General features: G+C 72.1%; 13 protein-coding genes. 7 read left to right on the top strand and 6 right to left on the bottom strand.

Features of this window, described 5'->3' with window-relative positions:
• Positions 1-11: 11 nt before the first annotated feature.
• A complete protein-coding gene (locus ACFYO8_RS17040; RefSeq protein WP_354871402.1) occupies positions 12-2,192 on the top strand; it encodes an MMPL family transporter in 2,181 nt (726 codons plus the stop codon).
• A gap of 36 nt (positions 2,193-2,228) precedes the next feature.
• On the opposite strand, the gene ACFYO8_RS17045 is transcribed toward ACFYO8_RS17040, so the two are convergent.
• Positions 2,229-3,485, bottom strand: a complete 1,257-nt coding sequence (locus tag ACFYO8_RS17045; RefSeq protein WP_354871404.1) for an erythromycin esterase family protein — start codon at positions 3,483-3,485, stop codon at positions 2,229-2,231.
• 90 nt (positions 3,486-3,575) lie between these two features.
• On the opposite strand from ACFYO8_RS17045, the gene ACFYO8_RS17050 reads away from it, so the two are divergent.
• Positions 3,576-3,737, top strand: a complete 162-nt coding sequence (locus ACFYO8_RS17050; RefSeq protein ID WP_354871406.1) for a DUF2795 domain-containing protein — start codon at positions 3,576-3,578, stop codon at positions 3,735-3,737.
• 80 nt (positions 3,738-3,817) lie between these two features.
• On the opposite strand, the gene ACFYO8_RS17055 is transcribed toward ACFYO8_RS17050, so the two are convergent.
• Complete coding sequence (locus ACFYO8_RS17055) at positions 3,818-4,390, bottom strand: TetR family transcriptional regulator (RefSeq protein ID WP_354871408.1); 573 nt, start codon at positions 4,388-4,390, stop codon at positions 3,818-3,820.
• A gap of 46 nt (positions 4,391-4,436) precedes the next feature.
• Here ACFYO8_RS17055 and ACFYO8_RS17060 point away from each other — a divergent pair, with 46 nt between their 5' ends.
• On the top strand, positions 4,437-5,219 hold the full coding sequence (locus tag ACFYO8_RS17060) for a class I SAM-dependent methyltransferase (protein WP_354871411.1): 783 nt from the start codon (positions 4,437-4,439) through the stop codon (positions 5,217-5,219).
• Positions 5,220-5,425: 206 nt separating this feature from the next.
• Here ACFYO8_RS17060 and erm read toward each other — a convergent pair whose 3' ends face one another.
• Both erm and ACFYO8_RS17070 read right to left on the bottom strand, forming a co-directional pair.
• On the bottom strand, positions 5,426-6,244 hold the full coding sequence (gene erm / locus ACFYO8_RS17065) for an ErmE/ErmH/ErmO/ErmR family 23S rRNA (adenine(2058)-N(6))-methyltransferase (RefSeq protein ID WP_355094359.1): 819 nt from the start codon (positions 6,242-6,244) through the stop codon (positions 5,426-5,428).
• Between the two features lie 441 nt (positions 6,245-6,685).
• Positions 6,686-7,582 (bottom strand): Gfo/Idh/MocA family oxidoreductase, encoded by an 897-nt coding sequence (locus tag ACFYO8_RS17070; RefSeq protein WP_354871413.1) that lies wholly within the window; start codon positions 7,580-7,582, stop codon positions 6,686-6,688.
• Positions 7,583-7,713: 131 nt separating this feature from the next.
• Between ACFYO8_RS17070 and ACFYO8_RS17075 the strand changes: the two genes are divergently transcribed.
• Positions 7,714-8,124 carry a hypothetical protein gene (locus ACFYO8_RS17075; protein WP_355094357.1) on the top strand — a complete coding sequence of 137 codons (411 nt, stop codon included), beginning with the start codon at positions 7,714-7,716 and terminating at the stop codon, positions 8,122-8,124.
• Positions 8,117-8,533: a hypothetical protein gene (locus ACFYO8_RS17080; RefSeq protein ID WP_355094355.1), complete on the top strand. Its 417-nt coding sequence runs from the start codon at positions 8,117-8,119 to the stop codon at positions 8,531-8,533. Before ACFYO8_RS17075 ends, ACFYO8_RS17080 begins: the two co-directional genes overlap by 8 nt.
• Before the next feature lie 26 nt (positions 8,534-8,559).
• Here the strand turns inward: ACFYO8_RS17080 and fabG are convergent, their stop codons facing one another.
• Positions 8,560-9,318, bottom strand: coding sequence for a 3-oxoacyl-ACP reductase FabG (fabG, locus tag ACFYO8_RS17085; protein WP_354871419.1), 759 nt, complete (start codon positions 9,316-9,318; stop codon positions 8,560-8,562).
• Between the two features lie 60 nt (positions 9,319-9,378).
• A complete protein-coding gene (locus ACFYO8_RS17090; protein ID WP_355094353.1) occupies positions 9,379-11,031 on the bottom strand; it encodes an alpha-amylase family protein in 1,653 nt (550 codons plus the stop codon).
• A 53-nt stretch (positions 11,032-11,084) separates the two neighbouring features.
• On the opposite strand from ACFYO8_RS17090, the gene ACFYO8_RS17095 reads away from it, so the two are divergent.
• A complete protein-coding gene (locus tag ACFYO8_RS17095; protein WP_354871425.1) occupies positions 11,085-11,690 on the top strand; it encodes a DUF1349 domain-containing protein in 606 nt (201 codons plus the stop codon).
• 57 nt (positions 11,691-11,747) lie between these two features.
• Positions 11,748-12,410: a DedA family protein gene (locus tag ACFYO8_RS17100; RefSeq protein ID WP_354871427.1), complete on the top strand. Its 663-nt coding sequence runs from the start codon at positions 11,748-11,750 to the stop codon at positions 12,408-12,410.
• Positions 12,411-12,423 lie beyond the last annotated feature (13 nt).

Raw genomic sequence — 12,423 nt, forward strand, 5'->3', positions numbered from 1 at the left:
AAGGAAGGTCCATGGCGACCCTGCTGTACCGGCTCGGCCGGGCATCCCTGCGCCGACGGCGACTCGTCGCCGTCGTCTGGCTCGTCGTACTCGTCGGACTCGGCCTGGCAGCGGCCACGCTGAGGGGCCCGACGGCGAGCAACTTCACCATGCCGGGCACCGAGTCGCAGAAGGCGATCGACCTGCTCGCCGACCGCTTCCCGGCGGCGAGTGGCGCCACCGGCACGATCGCGATCAAGGCGCCGCAGGACGGCGCCCTCACCTCACCCGCCGGACAAGCGGTGGTCACGCAGGTCACGCAGGAGGCGGCCACGCTGCCCGGCGTGGTCGGCGCGGTCGACCCGTACCAGGCGCAGGCGCTCACCCCCGACGGCCGGTACGCGCTGATCCAGGTGCAGTTCGCCGGTGGGGCGGACGAGGTCACCGACGAGCAGCGCGACGCGTACGAGAAGGTCGGCGCGCAGGCCGAGGCGCAGGGCTGGCAGATCGCCCCCGGCGGCGAGGTGCTGAACGGTGAGCCGGAGGTCGGCTCGACCGAGGCGATCGGCGTGCTGGTCGCGGCGATCGTCCTGGTGATCACGTTCGGCTCGCTCGTGGCGGCCGGGATGACCATGCTGAACGCGCTGATCGGTGTCGGCGTCGGCATGGCCGGCCTGTTCGCGCTCAGCGGCGCGGTCGAGCTGACCAGCACCGCGCCGATCCTGGCGCTGATGCTCGGCCTCGCTGTCGGCATCGACTACTCGTTGTTCATCACCTCCCGGCACCGGCAGAACCTGCTCGACGGCCTCTCTCCGGAGGAGGCGGTCGGCCGCGCGGTCGGCACGGCCGGCTCGGCTGTGGTCTTCGCCGGCGCGACGGTCGTGGTGGCGCTCGCCGGCCTGGCCGTGGTGGGCATCCCGTTCCTCACCGTGATGGGCCTGGCCGCCGCAGGCACGGTCACCGTGGCCGTGCTGGTGGCGATCACGCTGGCCCCGGCGCTGCTCGGTTTCGCCGGCCACAAGGTCCTGCCGCGCAAGCTGCGTGACCGCAAGGCGGTCGAGGACCCGACCACCGGCTCGGAGGACCGCTCCGGCTTCGGCTTCCGCTGGGCGCGGTGGGTGACCAGGCTGCGCATCCCGGTGATCCTGGTCGGGCTGCTCGGCCTCGGCCTGCTCGCGCTCCCGGCGCAGGACATGCGCCTGGCGCTGCCGGACGCCTCCGCCGCCGCCGAGGGCACCCCGGCCCGGGTCAGCAGCGACCTGATCCGCGAGGGCTTCGGTCCCGGCTTCACCGGCCGGCTCGCCGTCGTGGTGACTGCCGACTCGCCGCAGGCCACCCAGGGCGCCATCCCGCAGGTGACCGCGCTGATCCAGAAGACCGACGGGGTGCTGGCGGTGGCCCCGCCGCAGGTCGACCCGTCGGGGCGTACCGCGCTGATCGGGGTGATCCCGAAGTCCGGGCCGACCGACGAGGCCACCGAGACGGTGGTGCACGACATCCGCAAGCAGGTCTCCGGCATCCAGGACGTCGACGTGCTGCTCACCGGCGTCACAGCGGTCGGCATCGACGTGTCGGAGAAGCTCTCCGACGCGCTGCCGGTCTACCTGCTGCTGGTGGTGGGCCTGTCGATCCTGCTGCTGATGCTGGTGTTCCGGTCGATTCTGGTGCCGGTCAAGGCGGCGCTGGGCTTCCTGCTCACCGTGGCGGCCACGTTCGGCATCACCGTCGCGGTGTTCCAGCAGGGCCACCTGGCCGACCTGGTCGGCCTGGACACCCCGGCCCCGCTGGTCAGCTTCCTGCCGATCCTGCTCATCGGCATCCTGTTCGGCCTGGCCATGGACTACGAGGTCTTCCTGGTCTCCCGGATGCGCGAGGACTTCGTGCACGGCGACACCGCCCAGCAGGCCACCATCAACGGCATGGGGCACGGCGCCCGGGTGGTCACCGCCGCCGCGCTCATCATGATCTCGGTGTTCGGCGGCTTCGTCTTCCTGGAGGACCCGATCATCAAGTCGATGGGCTTCGCGCTCGCGATCGGTGTCGCCATCGACGCGTTCGTGGTCCGCATGACGATCGTGCCGGCGGTGATGTCGCTGCTCAACAACGCCGCCTGGTGGCTGCCGCGCTGGCTGAACAAGATCCTGCCCAACGTGGACATCGAGGGTGAGGGGCTGCGCGCCCACCTCGCCGACAAGCGGCACGCGCAGGTGTGAGCCGTACCGGGTGGGGTCCGACGTGGCCCCACCCGGTCACATCCCCGCCGGATACGTCTCCATCTCGCCCGGGGTCACGCGCGTCGGCAGCGGGTGCAGCGCCGTCGTCTCGTCACACCAGATGAACGCGTCGTACCGCTCACCCAGCCGGGTCGGCACGTAGTTGCCCCACGACTCGAAGCTCGGCTCGTACACCACCCCGATCGCCCGGTGGTCGGCCTCTTCGGTCACCCATTCCGGCTGGTCGTCACCGCCGAAGACGAGCACCGCCCGGTCCGGCATCAGCTCGTGCAGCCGGTGCTCCACCGAACCCGCCCGGGACGGTGGCACCACCATCGTCTCGGCGGGTGAGCCCCAGCGCGGCGCCGCCACGACGCTGCCGCGCCAACTGCCGAAGCCGATCAGCGCCACCGCCTCCCGGCCGTGCCGTTCCCGGCCGAGCTGCCCGATGTTGACCATTCCGTCGGCCGCCATGTCGGTGGCCCGGGCGTCGCCGACGTGTGTGTTGTGCGCCCACACGATGCCCCGCGAGCCCGGCCCGTACCGGTCGAGCAGGCGGTCGAGCGTGTCGGCCATGTGCACGTCCCGCACGTTCCACGACTCGGGGCCGCCGCCGAGCATGGCCCGGTAGTACCGCTCCGCGCCGGCCACGACCTCCGCGTTCTGCCAGGCCGAGAAGCGGTCCGCACCGTCCGCGACGGCCTGTTCCCGGGTACGCGCCAGCAGCCGGACCACCTCCTCCTCGCACCGGGCGGAGACGAACCGGCTGGCCGACGCGTACTCCTCGGCCCGCCTGCCGTACGGCTCGAAGCAGCGGTACGCCTCCTGGGCAGCCTCCAGCGAGGTCGGGTCCTCCTCACCGAGGTAGTCGAAGATGGCCTGCATCGACTCCCAGAGGGAATACACGTCCAGACCATGGAAGCCGGCCCGCTCCCCCTCCGGGCGTTCCAGGTTCCACGCCCGCATCCAGCGGCAGAAGCGGGCCACCTCGGCGTTCGCCCACATCCAGGTGGGCCAGCGTTCGAACCGTTCCAGCGCGAGGAGCGGATCGGCGAGTCCGCCCGGCGCGCCCACCACCGATCGGTGCACCCGGTCGCAGTCCGGCCAGTCCCCCTCCACCGCCACGAAGTCGAACCCCTGCTCGGCGACGAGCCGCCGGGTCAGCTGTTCCCGCAGCCGGTAGTAGTCGTAGCTGCCGTGCGTCGCCTCGCCGATCATCACCACCCGGGCGTCCCGCACGCGGTCCAGCAAGGGGTCGAAGTCGCTCGGCGCGCCGAGCCGCTGTACCAGCATGTTCGCGGCTACCCGGGCCCCGCCGCGACAAACCGCGGCCCGGACCCGGCGGCGGGGCATGCCGCCGGGCCCAGCGGGTAGCCCGGCGGCATGCCCGTCACCGGTGCGCAGTTGCGGGAGTTCCTGGCCGGCTTGGACTACCCGGTCTCCCGGGAGGACCTGATCCGCTGGGCCAGGAGAACGTTCTCTGCACTACCCGGTGTCGGCGTACGGGTCTCGATGCAGAGCCAAGTACTCCAATGCCGCCGTTGACCATGAGTCACGAGTGACCGCCTGGTAGCGCACCGGATCGCGACACGAGAGTGAGCCGATGTCCGCTGCGGCATACTGCGTCAGCGCAGGACGCTCGCCACGACGTTGTACACCTCTTCGACTGGCGGCTCGCCGCGGTGCTCGGTGAACAGCAACTGCACGACGCCGATCAGGCTCGGCGCCAGCACCTGCACCTCCGCGTCGGCGGCGAGCCGGCCACGGTCGCGTTCGGCTGCCAAATAGCCGGCCACCGCGGCGACCGCCTCGCCGACCAGGGGGAACCGGGCGGTGCCAGTTGCGCGCAGGCGGTTGCGCAGCTCGTCGCGGGCGATGGTGAGCACGATGATCGCGGACATGACCGGCTCGAAGAGCTCGAACATCGCGTCGGTGAGGTTGCCGGCAACGGTCCCGGTCCCGGCCGCCTCGCGAAGCGCGGCACCTTGCGCCTCGACTCGCGCGATGCGGTCGAGCACCAGATCGACCAGGAACGCGTCGAAGTCGGCGAAATGCCGATGCAGCACGCCCTTGGCAACGTCGGCCTCGTCGGTGACCGCGCGGCTGGTCAGCGCCGTGACGCCGCCGCGGGTGAGCACCCTCGCGGCCGCGTCGAACAGTTGCTGACGCGGATCGCGTAGAGCTACGCCGGTCGGCATGAATGCTCCAGCTTTCTAATGGGCAATCGCCCACTAGAGTGGGCACATGGCCACTCTACCGCCGCACCCTCACGAAGCACGCCGCATCGCAGAGTCGTTCGGAAGCGATCCAGGACGCTACGACCGCAGTCGGTCGCCGTATCCGAACGCGCTGATCGAGCACATCGTCGCCGCCGCACCGGGCCCCGCGTTCCTCGACGCCGGTTGCGGAACCGGGATCGAAGCCCGCCAGTTCCGCGCTGCCGGGCGCACGGTCCTCGGCGTCGAGCCCGACCCCCGGATGGCCGACTTCGCCCGCGCGAGCGGCATCGACGTCGAGGTCGCGACGTTCGAGACGTGGGAACCGGCCGGCCGCACCTTCGACGCGATCGTCTCCGGCACAGCCTGGCACTGGGTCGACCCCGCCGCCGGAGCCGCCAAGGCAGCCGAGATACTGCGCCCGGGCGGCGTCCTCGCACCGTTCGGCCACGTCTACGAACTGCCGCCGCCGATTGCCGTAGCGTTCGCTGAAGGGCTGCGACGAGCCGCGCCCGACCTGCCCTACCGCCAACCGTCCGGCTCCATCCTCGACGGCTATCGCGCCCTCTACGACCGCGCCGCCGAGGGAGTCCGCACGTCCAGTTGCTTCGCCGAACCCGAGATCCGCCGCTACGACTGGCAGCGCACCTACACCCGCGACCAACTACTCGAACTCATCCCGACTTCCGGCGGCCTCGCGAGCATGCCACCAAACAAACTCGCCGAGATCCTGTCGACGGTCGCCGCCGCGGTCGACGGCGACGTCACCCTTACCTATGCCACCTGGTGCCTGACCGCTGTCCGCAGGTAACCCGTCGACGCCGCTCGCCGCAACAGAGAGCGCCAGTCACACCTCAAGTACATTCACATCGGCCAGATCCGGGCGTCACGGCAGCCGGTAATGCCGGACGAATGGGGCGAGCACGATCGAACTCACGGGGCTGGATCCACTCCGCCGCCGAGCTGGGCGAGGCGCTGATCGTGCTGGCCGACGCCTGACCGGCAGGTGCGCGGCCCCTATGCCGGAGGCGTGGAGTAGGGGCCCTTCCGCGCGTGCAGCAGGCGGAACAGCACCAGCCACTGCTCCGGCCAGACCAGCCCGACCGGGGTGTCCGGCGCGATCCGCGCGGCCCGCAACGCGCCGTCGACGCGCCGCCGGGGATGGGCCGCGCGCAGCGAGGCCGCGAGCGAGCCGCCGACTCCGCCGAAGCCCAGCTCCACCATCCGCCGGTACGCGGGCAGCGCGGCCGGCGCCACGAGGGGCGTGCTCCGGCGCTCCAGCCGCAGGATGCCCCCGTCGACGCCCGGCACCGGCCGGAACGCGGCCCGGGGCACCCGCCCGCCCAGCCGCCAGTGGTACTCGGGCCAGGTGAGCACGGTGAGCCTGCTCCACCGGCCGTGGTCGCCGGTGCGCTTTCGGGCGTAGTCGAGCTGGGTGAGCAGCGTCGCGGTACGCAGTCCGGGTGCGGCCAGGCACCATCTGACCACCGCCGCGGTGAGTGACCAGGGGATGTTGCCGGCCACCGAGAACGACCCGGCGGGCGGGGACGCGGCCAGGAAGTCGGCCGCCCGTACCTCGATGTTCGGCAGCGGGGCGCAGGCCGCCGTCAGCTCCGGCAGCACTGCCGGGTCGACCTCGTACGCGATCAGCCGCCCGCACCGCGCGGCGAGTGGCCGGGTCAGCCGGCCGCGCCCGGCGCCGACCTCCAGCAGCAGGTCGTCCGGGCCGGGCCGGACCGCGCGGACCATCAGCGCGACGGCGGCCGGGTCGGCGAGAAAGTTCTGGGACAGTACGCGACGCGACCGGTCGCGTGCGGTGATTCGGCGGGGCGCCACGGGTTCGTCCTGTCTGTCGCCGGACGGCGACGGGTACGGACCGCTGCGCGGGTGTCACCCCCGCCGTCGAGGCGGCGCGAGGGCGGATCGGGCGGGCGGTCCGAGCGGATCGGGACTCGGACGACCCTGGGGAGTAGCCGGGACGCGGCGCCGGGGAACGGCGCATGCCGGAGAACGCCACCTCGGCGAGGTGGCGTGGTCGACGGACCGCTGACACCGCCACCTCGCGAGGTGGCGACCGACGCGCCACCTGGGCGGGTCGGGGACCGGCGGTCGGGTCAGACGCGGGCGGCGTACCGGCCGGCCAGGGCCGGGCGCCGGAACCGCGGACGGGCGACCGGGAGGAGCCCACACGCGGCCGGCGCGACGGCCACGCGGATCAGGGCATGCGTGAACATGCGGCCACGCTAGCGACCGGGTCCGGCCCGGGCGACCGGTTTTCTACAGGTCGACGGTGCGTCCCTGCGCCCGGGCGGTCTGCGCGGCGTCGAGCACCGCCACCACCTCGCGGCCGAACCGTACGTCGCAGCGGTGGTCGCGGGTGCCCGCGTCGGCCTCCTCCAGCAACTGGTCGAGCGCGGCGCCGAACGCCTGGAGCGCGCTCCCGTCGCCGGGCGGGACGGTTTCGGTGCCGTTCTCGCCGAAGAAGACGAAGTCCCGGGTGACCGCCTCCGGCGGCGCGTCCAGGGTGAGCGAGAGCGAGCTGGTCGCGCCGCCGTCGTGGGTGAGCAGCAGGTGCACCAGGCCGCTCGGGCCGTCCATCGCGGCGACCCGGGTGACCCGGCCGAGCACCGGCAGGATCAGCGACAACGCGTGCGGGCCGATGTCCCAGAGCGCGCCGCGCTCCCGTCGCCAGGTCGAGTCGCCGTACGGGTTCCCCGGCTGGAAGATCGAGGCGAACATGGTGGCGCGGGCGTGCTGCCAGCCGGCGGCCGCCGCGGTCGAGGCGAGGAACCCGGTGACGTTCGGGTGGAAGCGCTGGGTGAAGAAGACCACCGAGGCCACCCCGGACGCCTGCGCCGCGTCGACCACCCGGTCGGCGTCGGCGAGGTCGAGCGCCAACGGCTTGTCCAGCAGCAGGTGCCGCCCGGCGGTGGCGGCCCGGACGGCGATGTCGGCCTGCACGTCCGGCGGGAGCGCCACGGCGACCGCGTCGCAGGCGTCGATGAGCGCGTCGACGTCGGTGAAGGCGGGTACGCCGTGCCGGGTGGCCAGTTCCTCCGCCTTGGCGGGGTTGCGCCCCCAGACGCCGGCGAGCCGCGCCCGCGGATGCGCCTCGATGGCCGCGGCGTGCGTCTCCGCCGCCCAGTAACCCGTGCCGAACAACCCGAACCGCACCCCGGCCCCCTGCCGTCGACGTCCGCCACCGGCGTACGCCGGGACCGTGATCCACGCTAGCCCCCGGACCCGTCCGGCGCGCCCCGACCCGGTGGGCGAGCCGCTACTACGCCGGTTAGTAGGCTGTCCCGGTGAACGACACCGTGTCGACGACCAGCGCGGCGGCCTCCTCCCCGGTGGACGGGCCACTCGCCACGGTCGCGATCGTGATCTCGCTGGCCGTCGCCGTCTGGGCCCTGGTGGCGGCGGTACGCCACCGCCCGCCGGACCGGATCCAGTTCGTCGGCCTGGCCGTGCTGGAGGTGGCGCTGCTCGCGATCACCGTGATGGCGATCGTCGCGCTCGGCGGCGGCGAGCGGCCGGGCGAGCCGGGCGCGTTCTTCGGCTACCTGGCGACGCTCGTCTGCCTGCCGCCGCTGGCCTGGGTGCTGGCCCGGATGGAGCCGACCCGCTGGGGCTCGGGCATCGTCTGCGCGATCTGCCTGGTCACACCGGTGGTGGCGGTACGGCTCCAGCAGACCTGGGAGGTCCTCGGTGGCTGACACCGCGACCGAGCAACCCGTCACCAACCGCGGGCCGGGCCGGCTGCTGATCGCCGTCTACATCGTCTTCGCCATCGCCGCGACCTCGCGGGCGGCATTGCAGATCGCCACGAAGTTCGACGAGGCGCCGGTGGCGTACCTGCTCTCCGCGCTCGCCGCGCTGATCTACATCGTGGCAGCGGTCGGGCTGGCCCGGGCCGGGCACACCGGCCGCCGGATCGCGCTCGCCTGCTGCACTGTGGAACTGGTCGGAGTGCTCGGGGTGGGCGTGCTGAGCATCGCCGACAAGGAGCTGTTCCCGGACGAGACGGTTTGGTCGGACTTCGGCAGCGGCTACGGCTACGTGCCGCTGGTGCTGCCGGTGCTCGGCCTGCTCTGGCTCTGGCGCACCCGGCGCGACCCCGCCTGAGCGGGCCCGCGCCGGGCACCTGCCGGTCAGTCCTTCGGACCGCCGGCGACGTAGATGACCTGGCCGGAGACGAACGACGCGCCCTCGCCGGCCAGGAACGAGATGGTGTGCGCGACGTCCTCCGGGCGGCCGGGACGGCGCACCGGGATCTCGGCGGCGGCGTGCTTCTGGAGGTCGTCGAAGTCGACCTTCATCCGGGCCGCGGTGGCAGCGGTCATGTCGGTGACGATGAAGCCGGGCGCGACCGCGTTGACTGTCACCCCGAACGGGCCCAGCTCGATCGCCAGCGTCTTGGTGAAGCCCTGGAGGCCGGCCTTGGCGGCCGAGTAGTTCGCCTGGCCCCGGTTGCCGAGCGCGGACGTGCTGGACAGGTTGACGATCCGGCCCCACTTCGCCTCGACCATATGCTTCTGCGCGGCCTGGCTGAACAGGAACGCGCCACGCAGGTGCACGCCCATGACCGTGTCCCAGTCGCCCTCGGTCATCTTGAACAGCAGGTTGTCGCGCAGCACGCCCGCGTTGTTGACCAGCACCGTCGGGGCGCCCAGTTCGGCGGCGACCCGTGCCACGGCGGCCTCGACCTGGGCCCGGTCGGACACGTCGGCACCGACCCCGAGCGCCCGGCCGCCCGCCGAGCCGATGGCGTCCACCGTCTCCTTGGTGGCGGACTCGTCGATGTCGACCACGGCGACGGCCATGCCGTCGGCCGCCAGCCGGCGGGCGGTCGCCGCCCCGATGCCGCGCGCGGCTCCGGTGACGATGGCGACGCGGGTCTCCTCCGACATGCTTACCTCCCGGTAACTTGTGGCTCGATCGAAGGAGCTTAACCCGCCGGTACGCCGTGCCTACCGCTCGTGGTCCCGGCAGAGCCGGATCCACCGGTAGCCGTACCCACCGAGCTTGAGCCGGTCGAGCTTGCCCACGTCCTCGTAGTTGCGGTCGCTGAGCACGTCGATCGGCAGGTCCGCCTCCGGCGCCAGCGTGCTCAGGTCCACCTCGACGTCCTCGGTGCCGAGATTGTGCAGGAAGACCATGATCCCGGTACGCCCGTCGGCGCGGTGCGCGAGCACGCCCGGCGGCATCGGCACGTCGATGTGGGTGGTGCTGCCGGAGCCGGTCTCCGGCGCCTCCCGCAGCGTCCGGATCATTCGCTCGAACCAGCCGAGCAGGGACCGCGGGTCCTTGCGCTGGGCGGTGACGTTGACGTGCTGGTAGCCGTACTCGCCCTTGTCGATCACCGGGCGGATCAGCTTCTCCGGCTCGGCCGTGGAGAAGCCGGCGTTGTCGGCGTAGGACCACTGCATCGGGGTACGGATCGCGTCGCGCCCGTCCAGCGCCAGGTTCTCCCCCATACCGATCTCCTCGCCGTAGCGCAGCACCGGCGTGCCGCGCAGCGAGAACTGGAGCGAGTACGCCAGCTCGATGTGCCGGCGGTCGTTGCCGAGCATGGGGGCGAGACGGCGGCGGATGCCCCGGCCGTAGAGCTGCATGTTCTCGTCCGGCCCGAACTTCGCCAGCACGTCGTTGCGCTGGTCGGCGGTGAGCCGGGACAGGTCGATCTCGTCGTGGTTGCGCAGGAACGTCGCCCACTGGCCGCCGGTGGGCAGCTTCGGGGTGTCGCGCAACGCCTCGATGATCACCTCCGGGTCCTCCCGGACCAGGGCGAGCATCAGCCGTCCGTTGAGCATGAAGTCGAACAGCATGTGGATCCGGTTGCCCGAACCGCCGCCGTCGCCGAAGTAGACGGGCAGCTCGTCCGGCTCGACGTTCGCCTCGGCCAGCAGGACCGCGTCGCCGCGCCGCCACTGCACGTGCTGGCGCAGGTCGGTGATGAAGTCGAAGTCCTTCGGCGAGTTCGGGTTGCCCGGCTCGGTGCGCTCGATGATGAACGGCACGGCGTCCATCCGGAAGCCGGCGACGCCGAGCTGGAGCCAGAACGACGTGATCTTCTTGATCTCCGCCCGGACCTTCGGGTTCTCGATGTTCAGGTCCGGCTGGAACTTGTAGAAGCGGTGGTAGTACCACGCCTTCGCGGTCCGGTCGTAGGTCCACGTCTCGTGCTGCTCGCCGGGGAAGACCATGCCCTGGTGGCGGTCGGCCGGCTCGTGGTCGGCCCAGACGTACCAGTCCCGGTACGGCGAGTCGGGCGAGGAGCGGGCGGACTGGAACCACGGGTGCTGGTCGGAGGTGTGGTTGACCACCAGGTCGATGATCACCCGGATGCCCCTGTTGCTCGCCTGGTGCAGCAGTTCGGCGAAGTCACCGAGCGTGCCCAGGCGCGGGTCGACGTTGTAGAAGTCGGTCGCGTCGTACCCGTCGTCCTCGTTGGGCGAGGGGTGGATCGGGTTCAGCCACAGGCAGGTCACCCCGAGCCGGGCCAGGTAGTCCAGGCGCCCGATCAGCCCCTGGAAGTCACCCACCCCGTCGCCGTTGGAGTCCGCGAACGTGTCGACGTCGAGGCAGTAGACGACCGCCTCCTGATACCACCTGTCACCCATGCGAGGACTACTTCTCCGAACGCGCGCGGCGGCAAACCCGGTACGGTGCCGGGATGGACGAGGAGGCGTACGACTGGTCCGCCGGCTCCTGGCTGAACCCGCCCGAGCGGGCCGAGCCGGTCGACGGCGGCCTGCTGGTCGAGCCGCGTGGCGGCAGCGACTTCTGGCGGCGCACCAGCTACGGCTTCGTGCACGACGACGGCTCGGCGCTGCTGGCGCCCTTCCCGGTCGGCAGCGCCGTGGAGGTGTCGTTCCTCCTCGACTACTCGTTCCAGTTCGATCAGGCCGGCGTGCTGGTCCGGGTGGACGAGCGGCGGTGGACCAAGGCCGGGGTCGAGGTGAGCGACGGCGCTCCGCAGGTGGGCGCCGTGGTCACCGACGAGTTCTCCGACTGGTCGGTGGCACCGGTGCAGCAGTGGTCGGGCCGGGAGGTGACGGTCCGGGTGAGCCGGGCCGGCGACGCGCTCACCGTGCGGGCCCGGTGCGCGGACGAGCCGTGGCGGCTGGTCCGCGTCGCCCCGCTCGACCCGGCGGCGGAGGCCTCGGCCGGGCCGTACTGCTGCTCGCCCAGCCGGGGCGGCCTGCTGGTCCGCTTCACCGGCTGGCGGCGGGGTCCGGCGGACGCCGCGCTGCACCCGGAGGCTGAGTCACAGGTGTGACACCGGGCGGTCCGGGTAACACCTTCGGATCTCCGGATCTCGCGTGGAAGGACCGCCATGGCCCTGGCCCAGGATGTCGACCCGAACCAGTTCACCGGGCTGACCGGCTGGGTGGCGGACGTGATCGACTCGTTCGGCGCGGTCGGCGTGGCGCTGCTGGTGGCGCTGGAGAGCATCATCCCGCCGATCCCGAGCGAGATCGTGCTGGCGATGGCCGGCTACCTGTCCGCCGAGGGCCGGTTCAACCTGGTGGTCATCGTGGTCGCCGCGACAGTCGGCTCGCTGCTCGGCGCGCTGGTGCTCTACTGGCTCGGCGCGGCGCTCGGCGAGGACCGGCTCAAGCGCTGGCTGGACCACATCCCACTGGTCGACCTGGAGGACCTGGAGAAGGCCGACCGCTGGTTCGAGCGACGCGGCCGGTGGGCGGTGCTGATCGGCCGGGTGGTGCCCGTGGTGCGCAGCCTGGTCTCCATCCCGGCGGGCGCCAACCGGATGCCGCTGGGCGAGTTCATCCTGCTCACCACGCTCGGCAGTGGGGTGTGGAACGCCCTGATCGTCGGCGCCGGGTTCACCCTCGGGTCCCGCTGGGAGGACGTCGACAAGTACAGCCAGTGGTTCAACTACGCGATCTTCGCGGTCTTCGGCTTCATGATCGTGAGCTGGGCGGTGAAGAAGGTGCGCCGGCGGCGCGCCCGGCAGTCGGTGACCACCGGGCGCTGACCGCCGCGCGGGC

The organism is Micromonospora sp. NPDC005257, from assembly GCF_042872445.1.
In the GTDB taxonomy this organism is placed as follows: Bacteria; Actinomycetota; Actinomycetes; order Mycobacteriales; family Micromonosporaceae; genus Micromonospora.

Bases quoted from the DNA above. Each gene is read 5' to 3' on its own strand.
- ACFYO8_RS17040 (WP_354871402.1), top strand. From the start codon at position 12: ATGGCGACCCTGCTGTACCGGCTCGGCCGGGCATCCCTGCGCCGACGG.
- ACFYO8_RS17045 (WP_354871404.1), bottom strand. From the start codon at position 3,485: ATGCTGGTACAGCGGCTCGGCGCGCCGAGCGACTTCGACCCCTTGCTG.
- ACFYO8_RS17050 (WP_354871406.1), top strand. From the start codon at position 3,576: ATGCCCGTCACCGGTGCGCAGTTGCGGGAGTTCCTGGCCGGCTTGGAC.
- ACFYO8_RS17055 (WP_354871408.1), bottom strand. From the start codon at position 4,390: ATGCCGACCGGCGTAGCTCTACGCGATCCGCGTCAGCAACTGTTCGAC.
- ACFYO8_RS17060 (WP_354871411.1), top strand. From the start codon at position 4,437: ATGGCCACTCTACCGCCGCACCCTCACGAAGCACGCCGCATCGCAGAG.
- fabG (WP_354871419.1), bottom strand. From the start codon at position 9,318: ATGTCGGAGGAGACCCGCGTCGCCATCGTCACCGGAGCCGCGCGCGGC.
- ACFYO8_RS17090 (WP_355094353.1), bottom strand. From the start codon at position 11,031: ATGGGTGACAGGTGGTATCAGGAGGCGGTCGTCTACTGCCTCGACGTC.
- ACFYO8_RS17095 (WP_354871425.1), top strand. From the start codon at position 11,085: ATGGACGAGGAGGCGTACGACTGGTCCGCCGGCTCCTGGCTGAACCCG.
- ACFYO8_RS17100 (WP_354871427.1), top strand. From the start codon at position 11,748: ATGGCCCTGGCCCAGGATGTCGACCCGAACCAGTTCACCGGGCTGACC.